Below are 19,202 nucleotides of genomic sequence, written 5' to 3' on the forward strand. Positions count from 1 at the left end.
CGTTTTATTCTATTTCTGTGAACTGATTTTTTAAAAAATTTTTTTTTACTAAAGTTCCAATTAGGTTGATTGATAAATCTTTTTCATTATTTGTTTTTTTTGATAAAAAAACAGATAAAATAGGATAAACAAACAAATATTTTCCGTTTTTTATTATTTCTTCAAAAATTTTTTTTCTTTGAATTGTATTTTCAATCATGTTCACAATTTAACATAAATTCTTCTAACTTGGAAACCATTCCTATAGGACCACAAACAAATGGAGTTCTTTGATGTAATTTAATCGGTTCTATATCTAGAATACGTTGTTTTCCATCAGAAGCTTTCCCTCCAGCTTGTTCAGTTAAAAAAGCGATAGGATTGCATTCATAAAGCAATCTTAATTTTCCTTCTGGAGAAGAAGCTGTTTTGGGATAAATATATATCCCTCCTTGTATCAGATTTCTGTGAAAATCACCCACTAAAGATCCGATATATCTTGCAGTGTAGGGTCTATTATCTTTTTTTTCTTTACAATATCTAATAAATTTTCTAATTCCATTAGGAAATTTATCGGAATTGCCTTCATTAATGGAATAAATTTTTTCTGTTTTGGGAAAGGAAAGATTAGAATGAGATAAGTAAAATGTTCCGACTGAAGGATCTAAAGTAAATCCATACACTCCATTTCCAGTACTATATACCAATATAGTAGAAGATCCATAAATAATATATCCTGCAAGAATTTGTTGATTTCCTCTTTGCAAGAAATCTTCTATTGTTAAATTCGTTTGAATAGGAGATTTTCTCATGTATACAGAAAATATAGTTCCAATAGATATATTCACATCTATATTAGAAGAACCATCAAGTGGATCTATTAAAACAATATATTGATTTTGAAAAATTTTTTCTTTTTTTCCTTTTATAACTATAAAATCTTTACTTTCTTCAGAAGCTATTCCACAAACAACATTTCTACTTTTAAAAGATTCAATGAAAGCTCTATGAGCAAAATCATCCAATTTTTGCTGGGTTTCTCCTTGAACATTAGTAATGCCAGAACTTCCTATAATTTTTTCTGTCAACCCTGCTTTGTTCACTTCTTTATGAATTGCTTTAGAAGCTAATTTTATAGAGCTAAATAATCGCAATAATGCTTCGGTTGAAGATGAAAAACAATCTCTATTTTTTTCTATAATAAATTCTCCTAATGTGTACACCATGTCTCTCTCAAAAAATATTTTAAGATCAGATTTTTTTTACTAAAAAACATAAAATTATAAAAAGACGGACATGAACAATAGAAAATTTCGTACGAACAAAGCTGTCTGTAATTCACTTTTTAGTATACAAACAAAAATAGCATGAATCAATCTCCATCATGCTATTTAATTTAGTTTTTTTCTTAATAAGACTTAGGAATTTTTCTTTCTGCTGTACTATTTAAAATTTCAATAACTTTTCTAATATTAGGATTGCTACGCATCAATTCTTCTAAACGAGATTTTGGAGGTTCTTCTTCATTACTTTTAGGAGTAGAAGCATTCGATGCTATTTTTGTAGTTTGATCACCAGTTTCAGTTTGGAGATCTGATTTATCAATAATTCCAGATAAACCATCATCATGACATGATGAAAAAAATATGATCGAAAACAACAAAAAGATAAAAATAAATATTTTTTTCATTCTTTATCGATTTTTATTTCGTAATATAAATCTTTTTTTAAAATTTTACAATAAATATGTGTATTACTATAAAAATATTTAATACTTCACCTAATCCTTTACCTAATTATGGAACAAAAGGCTCCTCTGGTATGGACTTAAGAGCTTATTTGAAAAATAATATAACAATTCATTCTATGGAGAGAAAAATTATAAAAACAGGTTTATTTATTGAAATTCCTAAAGGATACGAAGGCCAAATTCGTCCAAGAAGTGGATTAGCTTTAACTCATGGAGTTACTGTATTAAATGATCCAGGAACCATAGATTCTGATTACAGAGGAGAAATAAAAATATTATTATTAAATTTATCCAATCATCCTTTTATTATAGAAAACGGGAATAGAATAGCCCAAATTATATTTTATAAATATGAAAAAATAGAATGGGATCCTACGAATTAATTAGAAAATAAATTTTATTTTTCTATTTTCATTAAAATGAAAATACTATAATTTAATATATCTATATAATTATCATAAATTTTTTCATAAAAATTTTTTATACATAAAAAATTTTTTTCCATGTTTTGAATTCTAAATAATTTTTGTAAAATTATATCTTTCATAGAAGAAAGTTCCATAATTTTCCATGCTTCCTCATAATCAAAATTTTTTTTGATCATTAAAAATTTTGCTTTTTTTGTATAAAGATCATAATAATTATAGATTTTTTCTTTTATTAAAATCAACATTTTCATATTTATAATATTTTTTTTATAAAATATAATAGCGATTATAGATAAATTTATGACATCTATCCATTGATTTTTTTTAATTTTCGAAAAAATAATATTATTTATATCTTTTTTTTGAAAATCTTCTTCCTTATTTATTTTAGAATTTTCAATTAATTTTTTTTTAAAAAAAAATTTACATTTTTTTAATATCACATCATATTGAACAGAAGTCTCAATATTTTTATTATTATTCATTAATTTTTTAAATATTGATCTATATAAATTTTTGCTTGGTCAAAAGAATAACAAATATTTACATTCCAATTGTATGAATTTAATATATTTATAATTTTGATTTGATTTCTCGTTAATTTATTCGGTTTAATTTTAAATTCTAAAGCCATACCTGTTATTCCTTTTTTAGGTATAGGTACCAATAAGTCAGGCATACCAGGTCTTAATCTCATTACCTTTATAAGAAATCTTTCATAAGAACTCCTCTTGGATTCATTATGTGGATGAAAATAAAATATATGAGGATACTTATAATCTAAATAATCACAAACAGAACTATGCAATAATTGTTCTTTTCCAAGAAAATTTTTATACCAATTTTTCATGTTAAGATTCGCAAGAAATACATTCAGATCCTCCCAAATTTTCTTTTTTATTCTCTAATAAAATTTTTAAGATTTTATTTTCTGATTTTTTTTTATTATACACATCTTCTAAATTAGAAGAAATAAAAAGATCATCATTCCAATCTTCATTAGGTTTACTATATCCCGTTTCACGATTATCAAAAAAATCAGTTTGTTGCTCTCCAGATATTGTAATATAAAACCAATCCATATTAGATAACAGATCCTTATTGATATGATATGAATCATTCAACCCTAATTCCCTCAATTTCAAATTTGCTCTATCTTTCATAAAATTTTTAAGATCTTCTTTTTTAATAGTAGAAAGATCTCCTTTTCCAAATATTTGATCAATAAAAATAAATTCATTTCTCAACGCTAAATCTATTCCTTGATAAACAGATTTTTCAACCGATTTTTTTAATCCCTCATTTTCATCACAAAAAGTACGAAATATTTTACATCCCGCTTCCGAATGTAAAGATTCATCTCTAACAGAAAAAATAATTTGCTGACCTATTCCTTTTAAACGATTCGATTTTCTAAAAGAAAGTAAAACTGCAAAAGAAGAAAATAATTGTATTCCTTCTGCTGCTGCAGAAAATAAAGCGATGCTTCTCGCTATTTCTTTTTGATCGTATTGTCCATGCGGACTTTTTCTAATATCCATTAAAATTTTCAACTTATTCATTGTTGCTTCATCTTTCAAAAAAGCATGAAAATCATCTAACCCCAAGATATCATTCAAATAAGAATAAGCTACAGCATGAATTGTTTCAAATGATCCAAAAGTTTGTCCCATCATTTTGATTTCAGGAATAGGAAACCACTTAGGAATCATCTCTGACCAATAATTTCCAACTTCTGTTTCTGTTTGAGTAAATCCTTTTAAAATATCTCCAATTACATTTTTTTCCTGAAAAGAAAGATTTTCATTCCAATCATGAATATCCGATTGCATATTAATCTCTGTATGTAACCAATGCGCATTTTGCTGTTTAAACCAATAATCATAAGCCCACTGATATTCAAAAGGTTTAAAATTTAAACGATCTTTCGTTATACTCATTTTTATTCATTTTTTCACCTAAATAAATGTACTAAAATATAAAATATAAAAACAAACAAATTTTTTTCATTATCATCACTCACCTAAATAAAAGTGATTGATTATGTCATATGTTGTGTATTATAACTATTACGTCAAATAAATTAAACTTTTTTTCTTGGAAAAAATTTTTGTTTAAAATATTATGAATTTTATATATTTCGATTAAATTTTATTATTAATGAAAATTATAAAAATATCATTGATATTGTTATGGCGTACATGGTTTTTCCTTATCAATATATTTCTGATTCCCTTATGGGCAGGAGCCTCTATTCCGTTTTTATTTAAAGAAAAACACTATCCCATTGCATATTGGTTTCACCAAATGTGGGCTAAAAGTAATCTTTTTTTCATGGGATTTTGGTATGTATTAGAAAAAGATAAAGAAATATTAGATAAAAATCAACAATACGTAATTATCAGCAATCACAGTTCCATTATGGATATTATGTTAATTTACTCTTTAATGAAAAATCATCCTTTGGTTTTTGTGGGAAAGGCAGAATTAGCCAAACTTCCTTTTTTTGGGTTTGTTTATAAAAAAAGTAATATTTTAATTGATAGAAAAAATTTATCAAGTTGTATACAAGTATTTAAAAAAATAGAAGATAAAGTAGATTCTGGAAAAAGTGTTTGTATTTTTCCAGAAGGTGGTGTTCCTAAACCTTATATTTTTTTAGACCATTTTAAAAGTGGAGCTTTTTTTATCGCTATTATAAAAAAAATCCCTATTATTCCTTTTACAATAGCTGATATAAAAACAAAATTTCCTAGTTCTTCGATTATAAAAGGAGGCCCAGGTAAAATAAGGATTAAACAACATCATTCCATCTCAACCAAGAATTTATCTTTGAAAGATAAAAATTTTTTGAAAGAAAAATGTTTTAATTTAATCAAATATCAACTAGAAAAATTTGAACGTGAAAAAGAAAATAATTAATATGAATTATTCGTGAATAAAAAAATTCATATTTATACTGACGGTTCTTCAAAAGGAAATCCTGGACCAGGAGGATATGGTATTTTTATAGAAACATTTTTGGGATATTTTTATAACAGAAAAATAATTTCTGAAGGATTTCGTTATACAACGAATAACAGAATGGAACTATTATCAGTAATAGTAGGATTAGAGAAAATAGAAAATAAAAAACAAAATATTGTTGTTTTTACTGATTCTAAATATATAATAAATACTGTACAAAATAAATGGATTAATAAATGGAAAAAAAATAATTTTAAAAATAAAAAAAATATAGATTTGTGGAAAAGATTTTTAGATTTATTTTATAAACATTCTGTAATATTTCATTGGATAAAAAGCCATAATCATCATTATGTAAATGATTATTGCGACCGATTGTCTGTGGAAGCTTCTTCTAAAAGTAAAAGATTAAAAATTGATTACATTTATGAAAAACATAGATAATTAATTATATGGCATAATTTCTTTGTCTAATAATTTCATATATGATGATAGACATTGCATTACTAACATTTAATGAATCTATATTTCCAAACATAGGAATAGTTATAATTTTATTAGCTTTTTTTAACCAAATATTGGATATTCCCTTGCTTTCAGAACCAAAAACAATAGCTATATTATTATGGGGGAATTGAGTATGGTATAAATTTATAGCTTTTTTATGTTTATTAAATCCTGTTGCAATAATTTTTATTTTATTTTTTTGTAACCAATACATAATTGATTCTATTTTGTCCACAAAGATCTCTCTCGTAAAAAGACTACCTAAACTACATCTAATAATATTAGAGTTATACACATAAGTTTTCATGTTACATAGTATTATCATATGAATATTTGCAGCGTCAGCTATTCTTAACATAGCTCCTATATTCCCAGGTTTTTCTATTCCGTCCAAAATAAGTATTAAAGAAGAATTTTTATTAGAAATTTTAATATTTTTCAATTGATTCACATATTTTTTTTCTTTAAATAAAGCAATAATTCCACCTGAATTTTCTCTGTATGCTAATTTTTTAAAAATTTTCATACTAATAATAAAAGTTATGGAATAAAATGACTGAATCATATTATATTTATGAAATATTTTTTCGCATATAAATATTCTTTTTGGTAAAAAATTACCCTTTATAGCCATTTCGAATTCTTTGATCCCTTCCACAAAAAAAATATTCATATAATTTTTTTTTTGATAAATTTTTATCAGATCTTTAATTTTTGTATTTTGTATACTGCATATTTTTTTCATATTGATTATGATTTATAAAAAATACGATGATATCGTATATATGAATATGGCGGTTGAACATTCAAAACTTTCTTTTTGTAAAAAAAAAAAGTAGGAGCTGTGATAGTGAAAAATAGCCAAATCATATCTGATGGATATAACCGTACTCCAAATGGTTTTGATGATACCTGTGAAGATCATAACGGAAATACTAAATGGTATGTTCTTCATGCAGAAGCAAATGCCATATTAAAAATGTCTTCTTCTTTTTTATCTTGTGAAGGGGGTTCCATATATATCACTCATTTTCCATGTAAAGAATGTTGTAAACTAATTTATTTATCTAATATAAAAAGAGTTATTTACTTATTGTATGAAAAAAATGATGAAGAATTTTCTTTTTTAAGAAAACTGAAAATTAAAATAGAAAAACTAATTTCAACTAACTTATAAGAAAACCCAGGTGGCGAAATAGGTAGACGCGCTGGACTCAAAATCCAGTGATTTTACATCATGCGGGTTCGAATCCCGCCCTGGGTATTTTTTCAGAATAAAAAATATCTTTGAGAAAGTGGTAAAACATCAGAAGGATGAGAAGCTATTTTCTCTCCATTTATGTAAACATTATAAGTTTTGGGATCGACTTCTAAATTTGGAACTTCTCCATTTAATATCATGTTTTTTTTGGATAATGTGCGACATCCTTTTACAATTTTTATTTGTTTTTTTATTTCATTTTTTTCAAAAAAACCATTATTGATGGCATTTATTGAAACAAAAACACTGCTTAATTTTGGTTCAAAATAGCCAAACATTTTCCGATACATAAATGGTTGAGGTGTAGGAATCGTAGCATTAGGATCCCCCATACTAGCATAAACAATCATTCCACTTTTTATAACTAATTCCGGTTTGACTCCAAAAAAAGAAGGTTTCCATAGTACTAAATCTGCCATTTTTCCGATGTGAATGGATCCGACATATTCAGAAATACCATGGGTGATAGCTGGATTTATAGTATATTTTGAAATGTATCTTTTCACTCTAAAGTTATCATTTTTTGTATGATCTTCATTCAGAGATCCTCTTTGTTTTTTCATTTTATCAGCTGTTTGCCATGTTCTTTTCACTATTTCACCTATCCGTCCCATAGCTTGAGAATCTGAACTAGTCATACTAATAGCACCTATATCATGTAAAACTCCTTCTGCACTAATAGTTTCAGATCGGATCCTTGATTTAGCAAAAGCAATATCTTCTGGTAAATTAGAATCCAAATGATGACAAATCATTAACATATCTAAATGTTCATCTATAGTGTTACAAGTATATGGCATAGTCGGACTTGTTGATGAAGGTAAAATATTGGAAAACGATATCACTTTTAATAAATCAGGAGCATGTCCACCACCGGCTCCTTCCGTATGATACATATGAATTGTTCTATTTTTGAATGTTCTTAAAGTATCTTCTACATAACCTGATTCATTTAAGGAATCTGTATGTATATTAACTTGAACATCCAATTTTTCTGCAACGGTCAAACATTGATCTATAACATGGAAAGTACTCCCCCAATCTTCATGTATTTTTAATCCACCAGCTCCAGCTTTTATTTGTTCAATTAAAGCAACAGGATGAGAGCTATTGCCACTAGCAAGAAAAATAAAATTAATAGGAACATGATCTGTTGTTTTTAACATTCTCTGAATATTCCATACACCTGAAGTACAATTTGTAGCTATAGTTCCAGTGGCCGGTCCTGATCCTCCACCAACAATAGTTGTTGTTCCACTTTCCAATGCAACTTCAAACAATTGTGGACATATATAATGAACATGACTGTCTACACTTCCAGCTGTTACTATCATATTTTCTGAAGAAATGACTTCAGTTCCCGCTCCAATATACATATTAGGAGTAATTCCGTCCATAAAATATGGATTTCCAGATTTTCCTATCCCAACAATGATTCCGTTTTTAATTCCTATATCTGCTTTTACGATTCCCCAATAATCTATAATAATAGCATTAACTAATACTAAATCTAAAACTCCTTCATTTCTTGTAGCAAATGGATGTTGCCCCATTCCATCCCTAATAACTTTTCCTCCTCCAAAAACACATTCGTCTCCATAAACAGTATAGTCTTTCTCTATTTCAATCCACAAAGAAGTATCCCCTAAACGAATTTTATCTCCTTGAGTGGGCCCATACATCCTTGCATAAGATTCTCTATTTATTTTTTTCATAAATTCATATAGTTGTATTTTCTCTTCCTGAAAATCCATAAATTTTTTTACTTCCTCCAATTTCAACTAAAATAACTTCTTTTGTTTCTCCTGGTTCAAAACGAACAGATCTACCGGAAGGTATATCTAGTTTATATCCTTTAGTTCCTTTTCTATCAAAAAGAAGAGCCGAATTGGTTTCATAAAAATGAAAATGAGATCCTACTTGGATCGGACGTGTTCCTGTATTGGATACAATTCTTTTCATACGAGATCTTCCAGGTAATAATACAATTTCCTCTTTTAATAGATCATATTGTCCTGGAATCAGATTAGAATTTTTTTTTCTATTTTTTTTTATAGGATGATGTATGGTAACTAATTTTGTTCCATCAGGAAATGTCGCTTCTACTTGAACACTATTCAGTAATTCATACACTCCATCCATAACTTGTTCATCATTCAGAATATTTCCTGCTTCATACATGAGATCTTTTACTGTTTTTCCATCACGAGCTCCTTCCATTACATAATGAGTAATTAAAGCTAAAGACTCAGGATAATTCAATTTTAATCCTCTTTTTAAACGTTTTTTTGCCAATTCTCCAGCCATATGCAGAAGAATTTTTTCCTTTTCATAAGAAGTTAAATGCATATAATACTTTAATTTAATTCATAAACAAACATAATATTCGTTATTAACAAACAACAGTTATATGGGGATCAAAGTTATGAAATATTATAATAATGAAAGAGAAATAGAATCGTTTTTCATCCTTCTTAAATTTCCAAAAAAAGTATTTGGATTTGTAAGATTTATTTTAAAATAAATACATACAAAAAAACTTTTTTCATCAAAAAATTAAAAGAATACGCCTCCATAAATTATCATTATTTTTGTGAACATTATTAACAATGAGAAAATTGTTTTAAACAAATAATTAAAAAATGCAAGTTTTAAAATTTGGAGGTAGTTCCGTAGCTCATTCTGATGCTATAAAACGTATTTGTTCTTTATTAGAAAAGAAACCAAGAGGAAGATATGCAATTGTTGTCTCTGCATTAGGAAATATTACGGACCAATTAATACAATGTGGGGAATTAGCTTCTGAAAGAAAAAATATTTATAAAAGTATCTTAGAAAAGATCGAAATTCGTCATCTTAACATTATAAGAGAATTGTTTCCTATCACCTACCAAAGCCATTTAATCAGTTGGATTAAAAAAAATATAAATGATTTAGAAAGTTTATGTGATGGAATTTTTCAAGTGGAAGAACTTTCAAAACGTTCTTTAGATAAAATAATGAGTTTTGGAGAATTGAGTTCCTCTTTTCTCATTGCAGAGAAATTGAAACAATCTGGATTAGACGCTATTTGTAAAGACAGCAGAGATCTAATTATTACGGATTCTCAGTTTGGATGTGCACAAGTAGATTTTATTACAAGTAATCATCACATTATTCAGTTTTTTCGTGAAAAAACATCAGAATATATCGTTTTACCAGGATTTATAGGTTCTACGTTAGAAAAAGAAACTACAACTCTCGGAAGAGGAGGATCTGATTACACGGCTGCTATTTTAGCTGCGGCTATATCTGCTAGTTTACTGGAAATATGGACGGATGTCAGTGGAATGATGACAGCAAATCCGAAAATAGTGAATCAGGCTTTTCCTATCAAAGAAATTTCTTATGAAGAAGCAATGGAATTATCCCATTTTGGAGCAAAAGTCATTTATCCTCCTACGATTCATCCTGCTATGAAAAAACATATTCCGATACAAATTAAAAATACTTTTTCTCCTATAGATCCGGGTACTTTGATTTATATTAATAAAAATACAAATATTAGTCAACCTGTAACCGGAATATCTGGAATTCAAAATATGGCATTACTTACCTTAGAAGGAAGTGGTATGGTAGGAATTCCTGGATATTCCAAACGTTTATTTGAAGCATTATCACGTGAAAAAATAAATGTTATATTTATCACTCAAAGTTCTTCAGAACATTCCATTACTACAGGAATTCATGAAACGGATATCATCAAAGCAAAAACTGTAATAGATAGCGAATTTTCTAAAGAAATCCATCAAAGACGTCTTGATCCATTAAGAATAGAGAAAGATCTTTGCATTATTGCCGTAGTAGGGGATAACATGAAAAATCTTCATGGAACCAGTGGAAAAATGTTTTCGGCTTTGGGAAGAAATAGTATTAATGTTCGAGCGATAGCGCAAGGTTCTACTGAAAAAAATATATCAGCTGTTATTAGAAAAACCGATTTTAAAAAGGCATTAAACACTTTACATGAATCTTTTTTTGAAAGTCCACCAAAACAAATTAATCTTTTCATTTGTGGGGTGGGAAAAGTAGGAAGCAAATTGATGGAACAAATTGATCAGCAACAAAATTACTTATTAAAAGTATTAAAGCTTCAAGTAAGGGTCATTGGATTAGCAAATAGTAAAAAAATGTATTTTAATGATCACGGGATCAATTTAAGTGATTGGAAAGAAAATCTAAGCCAAAAAGGCATTAGGATGAATATATATTCCTTTATGGAAAAAGTATGGAAATTTAATCTTAGGAATAGTTTATTTGTTGATAACACAGCTAGTGAAGAAATGGCTATGACTTATGATAAATTTTTAAAGAATGGGATAGGGGTGATCACTTGTAATAAAATAGCTTGTTCATCAGATTATGATCATTATAAAAAATTAAAAACACTTTCTAGACATTTCAAAGCTCCATTTTTATTTGAAACTAATGTAGGAGCGAGTCTTCCTGTCATTAGTACACTTAACGATCTAATTAACAGTGGAGATAAAATTAATAAAATAGAAGCGGTTTTATCAGGAAGTTTAAATTTTATATTTAATCATTTTTTAGGAAAAAAATCTTTTTTAGAAGTTGTTCAAGAAGCTCAATTAAAAGGATATACAGAACCTGATCCTAGAATTGATTTAAGTGGATTAGATGTCATGAGAAAAATACTAATTTTAGCAAGAGAATGTGGTTCTCCATTAGAACTGAGTGACATTCATCAAAAATCTTTTCTTCCAGAAACTTGTTCAAGTTCAAGTTCTATAGAAGATTTTTATCAAAAATTACATAGATATAAAGATTACTTCTTTAAAATTAGAAGTGAAGCGGAAAAAGATAAAAAACGATTGCGTTTTATTGCACGTTACGAAAATGGGGGGGCTTATGTTGGATTAGAATCTGTTTTACAGATTCATCCATTTTTTCAACTAGAAGGAAAAGATAATATGGTATTGTATAATACATATCGTTATGCTGAACAACCTCTTATTATCAAAGGAGCAGGTGCTGGAGCAGAAGTTACTGCATCTGGAGTTTTTTCAGATATTATTAAAGCTACTAAATAAAAGTCATGAAGGGAATTAAAATATTTTCACCAGCTACTGTTGCTAATTTGGCTTGTGGATTTGATGTTATTGGATTAGCTTTAGATTTTCCTAAAGATGAAATTTTTTTATATAAATCCAATAATCCAGGAATACGTATCCACCGAGTTCATAGGTCTTCATCATTACCTAATGATCCAATGAAAAATTCAGCTTTTGTCGCTTTGCAATCTTTGTTGAAAAAATATAAACAAAGACAAAAATTTGATGAAAAAGAAAAAATAGGATTTGAAATTGAATTAATTAAAAATATTCTTCCTGGAAGTGGAATAGGGTCTAGTGCGGCTAGTGCAGCTGGTGTTGTTTATGGAGCTAATATTTTATTAGGAAATCCTTTTAGTGCTATACAATTAATCCGTTTCGCTATGGAAGGAGAACGTATAGCAAGTGGAACAGCTCATGCTGATAATGTTGCTCCTGCTATTATGGGGGGTGTTACATTAATCAGAAGTTATCAACCATTGGATATTACTAAATTACATACTCCCAATAAATTATGGGTCAGTATTATACATCCACAAATAGAAGTCAAAACATCAGATGCTAGAGAAATTCTAAAACAAAAAATATTGATGACAGATGCCATTAGACAGTGGGGGAATGTAGGGGCATTAGTCGCGGGTTTATATCGAGAAGATTATGAGTTAATCAGTAGATCCTTAGAAGATGTAATTGTAGAACCTATACGAGCAATGTTAATTCCAGCTTTTTATGAATTACAAGTAAGATGTAAAGAAATAGGAGCTTTGGGAGGGGGAATCTCTGGTTCAGGGCCTTCTGTTTTCATGCTTAGCAAAGGAAATTATACGGCAAAAAAAGTGACTGAAGTCATGAATCGAGTCTATTCTCCGTTACAAGTTGATTATAAAACTTATACTTCTCCTATCAATTCACAAGGAATCAAGTGGACTCAAATATTGTAAAATAATAGAAAAAAATATAGTATGTTGTATTACAGTTTGAAAAATTGTAAAAATTTAGTCTCTTTTGAAGATGCGGTTTTAACAGGATTATCGTCTGATGGCGGATTATATATGCCTCAATGTATTCCTAAATTAGAACCAAAATTTATTCATAACCTTCCGATTTATGATATTTATACGATTGCCATGTTTGTTATCAAACCTTATATTGGAAAATATATCCCAGAAAAATTTATTGATCATATCATTCATGATACTTTAAATTTTTCTTTTCCATTGAAAAACATACATGATAATATTCACGTATTAGAACTATTCCATGGACCTACTTTAGCTTTTAAAGATGTGGGAGCTAGGTTTATGGCAGGATGTTTAAGTTATTTTTCTGAAAAACTAGGAAAAAATGTGACGGTTTTAGTAGCTACTTCAGGAGATACAGGAGGTGCTGTTGCTAAAGGGTTTCATAAAAAAACTGGAATAGAAGTTATTATTTTATATCCATATAATAGAATCAGTTCCATACAAAAAAAACAAATCACTTCATTGGGAGATAATATTTCTGCTTTAGAAATATATGGAAGTTTTGATGATTGTCAAAATATGGTTAAAAAAGCTTTTTTAGATCAAGAAGTGAAAAAAAAATATATGTTAACTTCTGCGAATTCTATCAATGTAGGAAGATGGCTACCTCAAATGTTTTATTATTTTGTAGCTTACAAACAAATCATTGTTGAAAATCCAACAAAATTAATTTTTTCAGTTCCTAGTGGAAATTTTGGAAATCTTTGCGCAGGAATGATGGCAGAAAAGATGGGTTTACCTATAAAATCTTTTATTGCATCTACAAATGTCAATGACACTATACCTAGATTTTTAAAATCTAAAAAATACCATCCTCTTCCAGTCAAAAAAACTATATCGAATGCTATGGATATATCTGACCCCAGCAATTTTTCTAGAATATGGCATTTATATCAAAAGAATATCTTTCAGTTAAGAAAAAAACTTTTTTCCTATAAATTTACGGATGAAGAAACCTTAGAAATTATAAAGATGATATGGAAAAAATATAAATATATGCTAGATCCACATGGAGCTATTGGTTATTTAGGACTTATACAATATTTACAACAACAAAAAGAAAAAATTCATTCTGGTTCAGAACCCGCTATTTTTTTAGAAACAGCTCATCCTATTAAATTTTTAGATCATATGCCTCTTTTTTTGAAAAAAAAAATTGTTCCAAATCAGGAACTTGAAGTCTTTTTGAAAGAAAAAAGAAAAATAAAAACAACATCTTTACCCAATGATTTTAATATTTTTAAAAGTTGGTTATTAGAAAGAAAATGAGATGAATTTTTTTAAATAGCTACATCTCCCTTAATATGAGGAAAAGGATTATAGTTTTTTAACTCAAAGTCTTCAAAACAAAATTGAAAAATATTTTTCACAGAAGGATTGAGAATCATTTTAGGAAGTGGTCTTGGAGTTCTTTGCATTTGAAGTTTAACTTGTTGAATATGATTGTTATAGATATGAGCATCTCCTATAGTATGAATGAGTTCTTTTTCTTTTAAATTCAAAACTTTAGCTAACATAATGAGTAACAAAGCATAAGATGCTATATTAAATGGTAATCCAATAAAAATATCTGCACTTCTTTGATATAAAAGTAACGATAATTTTTTTTGATGTACGTAAAATTGGAATAACAAATGACAAGGAGGTAATGCCATATTTTGAATCATCCCTACATTCCAAGAAGAAACAATTAAACGTCTAGAATTAGGATTAAACTTTATTTCTTTTATGATATTAACGATTTGATCGATGAAATGTCCATCATAGGTAGGCCATTTTCTCCATTGAAATCCATATATAGGACCTAGTTCTCCATTATTATCCGCCCACTTATTCCAAATATTAACTTGATGGTTTATTAAAAATTGAATGTTTGTTTCTCCTTTTAAAAACCATAATAGTTCATAAATAATAGATCGTATGTTTAATTTTTTAGTGGTTAAAATAGGAAATCCTTCTTCTAAATCAAATCTCATTTGATATCCAAATAGGCTTATTGTTCCTACGCCAGTACGATCTTTTCTTTTGATTCCCTTTTTTAATACGTTTTTTAATAAATTTAAATATTGTTTCATGATCTTAATCAAGATGTATTTATGTTTTAATTTTAAAAGTATTTTTGCATAATAAAAAATTCAACTATGAATCAAAAGGTACTCTTCTTCTCTACAAGAAGCGGTTTAAAATTATCAAAAAATATAGCTTATTATTATGGAAATTTTCTTGGTAAAGTACGATTTTTAGAATTTAGTGATGGAGAATATACTCCTTGTTTTGAACAATCTGTTCGTGGATCTCAAGTATTTTTGATTGGTTCTACTTTTCCTCCAGTAGATAATTTGATGGAATTATTATTAATGTGTGATGCAGCTTGCAGAGCTTCAGCTTATAACATAACACTTGTAATTCCGTATTTTGGATGGGCTAGACAAGATCATAAAGATAAACCTAGAACTCCTATTGCCGCGAAACTAATAGCGAATCTTATAGTCGCTTCAGGAGCTACTAGAGTCATGACCATGGATTTACATGCAGATCAAATTCAAGGATTTTTTGATATTCCTGTAGATCATTTATATGCATCTAGAATATTTATTAATTATATTAAGAAATTAAACCTAGATCAATTAACCATTGCTTCTCCAGATATGGGAGGGGCTAAAAGAGCCAGAAGTTATGCAGGTTATTTAGGAACAGATGTAGTCATCTGTTATAAAGAAAGAAAAAAAGCAAATGAAATAGAATTCATGAATTTGATAGGAAATGTAAGAAATAAAAATATTATACTTATAGATGACATGGTAGATACAGCTGGAACTTTAACAGAAGCTGCTAATTTAATCAAAAAACAAGGAGCTAAAAGTGTACGTGCTATAGCTACTCATCCAGTTCTATCAGGAAATTCTTATGAAAAAATCCATCAATCCGCAATTGAAGAATTGGTGGTGACAGATACGATTCCTATAAATCAAATGAAACAAAATGATAAAATTCAAGTTTTATCTTGTGCTCCACTTTTTGCGGAAGTGATGCAATCAGTACATAAAGACGAGTCCATTAGTAATAAATTTATAATATGAAATATGTAAATATATACGGAAATAAAAGAAACATTGGAAAAAAAGCAGTTCGTTTCATTCGAATTTCTGGAAAAATTCCATGTATTTTGTATGGAAAAAATATAAATATTCCGTTTTCTATTCCATTAGAAAGTTTAAAGAAAATAGTATATACTACAGAAATATATGGTGTTACTCTTAAAATAGAGGGATATGATCAAAGTATCAATGCCATTCAAAAGGAAATACAATTTGATCCGGTTAATAATAAAATATTACATGTAGATTTTTACAAAATTGATCAATCTAAACCTATTATATTAGAAGTTCCTGTAAGAACTGTTGGTAGACCTATTGGAGTTGAAAAAGGTGGAGAATATTATTCTTTTATTAGAAAATTAAAAGTAAAAGCAATTCCGTATAATATGCCAGAATCCATTGAACTCAATATTCATTCTTTAGACATAGGAGATAGAATCATAGCCGAAGATTTATATAATGATCAATATACGATTTTACATCCTTCTCATACTCTGATCGCACGGGTAAAAAGTTCCCGTACAATTATTAAAGGTTCTCAAGAAGAAGAAAATCAAGAAGAAAAAGAAAATAAAAAATAAAATGAATAATGTGTATAGATTTTTATTTTATGAAAATAGCTTTAAAAGAGGCTTTTATTGCTTTTTATAAAAATGAAATTCCTATAGGTGCTGCAATTACATATAAAAATATAGTTATAGCAAAAGCTCATAATTTAACTGAAACTTTATGTGATATTACCGCACATGCAGAAATGTTAGTGCTAAACTTAGCCTCTAATTATTTAAAAAATAAATATATCAAAAAATGTACTTTATATGTGACCCTAGAACCATGTGTCATGTGTGCAGGAGCTCTATTTTGGTCTCAAATAGGACGAGTTGTTTGTGGGGCTTCTAATCCCTCAAAAAGAGGATTCATATATTCTGGAACTAAATTACATCCCCAAACAAAATTTGTATCTGGAATTATGAAAAATCAATGTCAAGCTCTGATACAAAAATTTTTTTTTTATAAAAGAATCCATAAAAAGAAAAAAAAGTTTATATAAGTATTTTTTTCTTTTTATTTTTACTGATTCTCATTTTAAAAAAAATTGGTAAAGTTGTCATTAATACAATTAATAAAATAATCCATTCAAGATGATTTTTTAATTCCGGAAAATTTTTATCTAAATAATGTCCAGATAACATGATAGAAAAAGTCCAAGCAAACGCTCCAATAATATTATATATCATAAACTTTTTGAAATCTACACGAATTGCTCCTGCTACAATAGGAGCAAAAGATCGAAAAATGGGAAGAAAACGACTCATAATAAGAGCCGTTGTTTTATATTTATTATAAAACAATTTTGCTAAAATTAAATGTTTTCTCTTAAAAAAAAAGGAGTCTTTTCTGTGATATAACAGTTTTCCGGATTTATACCCTAGCCAATATCCTTGCATATTTCCAAGAATAGCCACACATGATACGATTAAAATGATTACAAAAAAAGGTACATTATAAAAATTTTTGCATAAATCTTCTCCAAAAATTCCGGCAGTAAATAATAAAGAATCTCCAGGTAAAAAAAAACCGATAAAAAATCCTGTTTCCGCAAATACAATAGCTAAAAGAATGAATAAAGCTGTATTTCCGAAATATAAAAATATCCATCTAGGATTAAACAAATGTTGAAAAACATCCCAAAAATCTGACATTTTACAAATATGATAATGAAAGTCAAAGTTAAAAATTTCCATTTTTTATAAAAATTAAAAAATAAAAATATTTATTTTCATATTTTCAGTATGAAAAAAATCAGTATGAAAAAAATCAGTATGAAAAAAAACTAATATATTTTTTATGGAGTATTTATTTAAATTTATTAATCTTTTAGGATGGATTCCTAATATATTTTTCTTTACAATAGGTTGGTTTTTTGTCATTTTTTGGTTGTGTAAAATATTTTATTTCATTAATTAATGAAAAATTGGTTAATTTTGTTTGTTAAACGAGGCTAAATTCATGAAAATGAAAAAAAGGGAAAGACTCATATACTTTAATGAAGAAGCTTATGATATGCTCAAAAATTACTTACTTCATCAAGTTGATTCCATTCAAAATATATTTATTCTCGTAGATGAAAAAACCTACAGACACTGTCTTCCCATTCTTTTTCATTACATAGATTTTTTAGAAAAATCTAATATTATTGAAATCAAATCAGGAGAAAAAGAAAAAAATATTTATACGTGTATTCAAATATGCAAACATTTAGAAAAATTTAAAGCAACTAGAAAAAGTTTAATCCTAAATTTAGGAGGAGGAGTAATAACAGATATTGGAGGATTTGTAGCTACTATATTTAAACGAGGCATTCGTTTTGTTAATATTCCTACAACTTTATTAGGAATGGTTGATGCTTCTATAGGATATAAAACAGGAGTAAATTTAGATTCTATAAAAAATGAAATAGGATCTTTTTCGGTTCCAGAATTTTTAATCATAGATACTCATTTTTTAAAAACACTTCCAAATTCAGAAATTTTTTCTGGAATGGCAGAAATGTTCAAACATGGTTTGATAGCCGATAAAAGTTTTTGGAAACAAATGAATCAAATACAAAAAAATATCATTCATAAACATGAATGGGGAGAGTTAATTCATAAATCTATATTAATTAAACAAAAAATTGTAGATCAAGATCCTAAAGAAAAAGGATTAAGAAAAATTCTTAATTTTGGACACACTATTGGACATGCTTTAGAGAGCTATTTTATGAATATAAATAAAAAAATTCTGCATGGAATTGCTATAACTATGGGTATGATTTATGAATCATGGATTTCTTGCAAAATTAATGGGTTATCCATATCTGATTATAAAGAAATCAAATCTACACTTTCTGCATTATATCCAATACAAAATAAAATTTCTGATTTTGAAATTCAAAAATTATTTCTGATTATGGAACATGATAAAAAAAATGAAAAAAATCAAATTCAATTTTCTTTATTAAAAAAAATAGGAAAATGTTCATACAATTGTCAAGTTCCATATTCCTTGATTAAGGAAAGTTTTTTGATCTAAATAT

Annotated in this window: 22 protein-coding genes, 1 tRNA gene and 1 pseudogene; 12 read left to right on the plus strand and 12 right to left on the minus strand. The window is 27.5% G+C overall.

Going from position 1 to position 19,202, the window contains the following annotated elements; genetic code table 11:
- Positions 1–4: 4 nt before the first annotated feature.
- The 3 genes from BPAA_RS00625 to BPAA_RS00635 all read right to left on the minus strand — a co-directional run bounded on the left by BPAA_RS00625 (position 5) and on the right by BPAA_RS00635 (position 1,669).
- On the minus strand, positions 5–199 hold the full coding sequence (locus BPAA_RS00625) for a hypothetical protein (RefSeq protein WP_023469913.1): 195 nt from the start codon (positions 197–199) through the stop codon (positions 5–7).
- Positions 192–1,202 (minus strand): class 1 fructose-bisphosphatase, encoded by a 1,011-nt coding sequence (fbp, locus tag BPAA_RS00630; protein WP_041178693.1) that lies wholly within the window; start codon positions 1,200–1,202, stop codon positions 192–194. Before fbp ends, BPAA_RS00625 begins: the two co-directional genes overlap by 8 nt.
- Before the next feature lie 185 nt (positions 1,203–1,387).
- Entirely contained in the window at positions 1,388–1,669 is a 282-nt protein-coding gene (locus BPAA_RS00635; RefSeq protein ID WP_015429747.1) for a hypothetical protein, read from the minus strand.
- A 56-nt stretch (positions 1,670–1,725) separates the two neighbouring features.
- On the opposite strand from BPAA_RS00635, the gene dut reads away from it, so the two are divergent.
- Complete coding sequence (gene dut, locus BPAA_RS00640) at positions 1,726–2,112, plus strand: dUTP diphosphatase (RefSeq protein WP_015429748.1); 387 nt, start codon at positions 1,726–1,728, stop codon at positions 2,110–2,112.
- A gap of 14 nt (positions 2,113–2,126) precedes the next feature.
- Here the strand turns inward: dut and BPAA_RS00645 are convergent, their stop codons facing one another.
- Genes BPAA_RS00645 through BPAA_RS00655 form a run of 3 tightly spaced genes read right to left on the minus strand, consistent with a single transcriptional unit; the run spans position 2,127 to position 4,097 of the window.
- Complete coding sequence (locus BPAA_RS00645) at positions 2,127–2,642, minus strand: DUF1599 domain-containing protein (RefSeq protein WP_015429749.1); 516 nt, start codon at positions 2,640–2,642, stop codon at positions 2,127–2,129.
- On the minus strand, positions 2,642–3,007 hold the full coding sequence (locus BPAA_RS00650; RefSeq protein ID WP_015429750.1) for a VRR-NUC domain-containing protein: 366 nt from the start codon (positions 3,005–3,007) through the stop codon (positions 2,642–2,644). Before BPAA_RS00650 ends, BPAA_RS00645 begins: the two co-directional genes overlap by 1 nt.
- Position 3,008: 1 nt before the next feature.
- Complete coding sequence (locus BPAA_RS00655) at positions 3,009–4,097, minus strand: ribonucleotide-diphosphate reductase subunit beta (RefSeq protein ID WP_015429751.1); 1,089 nt, start codon at positions 4,095–4,097, stop codon at positions 3,009–3,011.
- Between the two features lie 220 nt (positions 4,098–4,317).
- Here BPAA_RS00655 and BPAA_RS00660 point away from each other — a divergent pair, with 220 nt between their 5' ends.
- Entirely contained in the window at positions 4,318–5,079 is a 762-nt protein-coding gene (locus BPAA_RS00660; protein WP_015429752.1) for a lysophospholipid acyltransferase family protein, read from the plus strand.
- 12 nt (positions 5,080–5,091) lie between these two features.
- Entirely contained in the window at positions 5,092–5,568 is a 477-nt protein-coding gene (locus tag BPAA_RS00665; RefSeq protein WP_015429753.1) for a ribonuclease HI, read from the plus strand.
- A 4-nt stretch (positions 5,569–5,572) separates the two neighbouring features.
- Here the strand turns inward: BPAA_RS00665 and BPAA_RS00670 are convergent, their stop codons facing one another.
- Positions 5,573–6,376 carry a TrmH family RNA methyltransferase gene (locus tag BPAA_RS00670; protein WP_015429754.1) on the minus strand — a complete coding sequence of 268 codons (804 nt, stop codon included), beginning with the start codon at positions 6,374–6,376 and terminating at the stop codon, positions 5,573–5,575.
- 7 nt (positions 6,377–6,383) lie between these two features.
- On the opposite strand from BPAA_RS00670, the pseudogene BPAA_RS00675 reads away from it, so the two are divergent.
- A pseudogene (locus BPAA_RS00675) lies at positions 6,384–6,808 on the plus strand (deoxycytidylate deaminase).
- 4 nt (positions 6,809–6,812) lie between these two features.
- Positions 6,813–6,895: transfer RNA gene (locus BPAA_RS00680), tRNA-Leu, on the plus strand.
- 5 nt (positions 6,896–6,900) lie between these two features.
- Here BPAA_RS00680 and ureC read toward each other — a convergent pair.
- Positions 6,901–8,607 (minus strand): urease subunit alpha, encoded by a 1,707-nt coding sequence (gene ureC, locus BPAA_RS00685; protein ID WP_015429755.1) that lies wholly within the window; start codon positions 8,605–8,607, stop codon positions 6,901–6,903.
- Between the two features lie 4 nt (positions 8,608–8,611).
- Positions 8,612–9,241: an urease subunit gamma gene (locus BPAA_RS00690; RefSeq protein ID WP_015429756.1), complete on the minus strand. Its 630-nt coding sequence runs from the start codon at positions 9,239–9,241 to the stop codon at positions 8,612–8,614.
- Positions 9,242–9,534: 293 nt separating this feature from the next.
- Between BPAA_RS00690 and thrA the strand changes: the two genes are divergently transcribed.
- Genes thrA through thrC form a run of 3 tightly spaced genes read left to right on the plus strand, consistent with a single transcriptional unit; the run spans position 9,535 to position 14,294 of the window.
- Entirely contained in the window at positions 9,535–11,982 is a 2,448-nt protein-coding gene (thrA, locus tag BPAA_RS00695) for a bifunctional aspartate kinase/homoserine dehydrogenase I (RefSeq protein ID WP_015429757.1), read from the plus strand.
- A 5-nt stretch (positions 11,983–11,987) separates the two neighbouring features.
- Positions 11,988–12,944 carry a homoserine kinase gene (locus BPAA_RS00700; RefSeq protein ID WP_015429758.1) on the plus strand — a complete coding sequence of 319 codons (957 nt, stop codon included), beginning with the start codon at positions 11,988–11,990 and terminating at the stop codon, positions 12,942–12,944.
- Between the two features lie 21 nt (positions 12,945–12,965).
- Complete coding sequence (thrC, locus tag BPAA_RS00705) at positions 12,966–14,294, plus strand: threonine synthase (RefSeq protein WP_015429759.1); 1,329 nt, start codon at positions 12,966–12,968, stop codon at positions 14,292–14,294.
- Between the two features lie 11 nt (positions 14,295–14,305).
- Here the strand turns inward: thrC and BPAA_RS00710 are convergent, their stop codons facing one another.
- Positions 14,306–15,100, minus strand: a complete 795-nt coding sequence (locus BPAA_RS00710; protein WP_015429760.1) for a thymidylate synthase — start codon at positions 15,098–15,100, stop codon at positions 14,306–14,308.
- Between the two features lie 66 nt (positions 15,101–15,166).
- Between BPAA_RS00710 and BPAA_RS00715 the strand changes: the two genes are divergently transcribed.
- The 3 genes from BPAA_RS00715 to BPAA_RS00725 are packed head-to-tail and all read left to right on the plus strand — an operon-like array spanning position 15,167 to position 17,174.
- Positions 15,167–16,105 (plus strand): ribose-phosphate diphosphokinase, encoded by a 939-nt coding sequence (locus BPAA_RS00715; RefSeq protein ID WP_015429761.1) that lies wholly within the window; start codon positions 15,167–15,169, stop codon positions 16,103–16,105.
- Positions 16,102–16,704 carry a 50S ribosomal protein L25 gene (locus BPAA_RS00720; protein ID WP_015429762.1) on the plus strand — a complete coding sequence of 201 codons (603 nt, stop codon included), beginning with the start codon at positions 16,102–16,104 and terminating at the stop codon, positions 16,702–16,704. Before BPAA_RS00715 ends, BPAA_RS00720 begins: the two co-directional genes overlap by 4 nt.
- A gap of 29 nt (positions 16,705–16,733) precedes the next feature.
- Entirely contained in the window at positions 16,734–17,174 is a 441-nt protein-coding gene (locus BPAA_RS00725; protein WP_041178659.1) for a nucleoside deaminase, read from the plus strand.
- Here BPAA_RS00725 and BPAA_RS00730 read toward each other — a convergent pair.
- Together BPAA_RS00730 and BPAA_RS03145 are read right to left on the minus strand one after the other, a co-directional pair.
- Positions 17,167–17,826: a DedA family protein gene (locus BPAA_RS00730; RefSeq protein ID WP_041178695.1), complete on the minus strand. Its 660-nt coding sequence runs from the start codon at positions 17,824–17,826 to the stop codon at positions 17,167–17,169. The two genes, BPAA_RS00725 and BPAA_RS00730, sit on opposite strands and share 8 nt — an antisense overlap.
- Positions 17,827–17,880: 54 nt before the next feature.
- Positions 17,881–18,054 carry a hypothetical protein gene (locus BPAA_RS03145; RefSeq protein WP_015429765.1) on the minus strand — a complete coding sequence of 58 codons (174 nt, stop codon included), beginning with the start codon at positions 18,052–18,054 and terminating at the stop codon, positions 17,881–17,883.
- Positions 18,055–18,133: 79 nt separating this feature from the next.
- Here BPAA_RS03145 and aroB point away from each other — a divergent pair, with 79 nt between their 5' ends.
- Positions 18,134–19,198: a 3-dehydroquinate synthase gene (gene aroB, locus BPAA_RS00735; protein WP_041178660.1), complete on the plus strand. Its 1,065-nt coding sequence runs from the start codon at positions 18,134–18,136 to the stop codon at positions 19,196–19,198.
- The last annotated feature ends 4 nt before the right edge of the window (positions 19,199–19,202 follow it).

This window comes from Blattabacterium cuenoti BPAA (genome assembly GCF_000348805.1).
In the GTDB taxonomy this organism is placed as follows: domain Bacteria; phylum Bacteroidota; class Bacteroidia; order Flavobacteriales; family Blattabacteriaceae; genus Blattabacterium; species Blattabacterium cuenoti_B.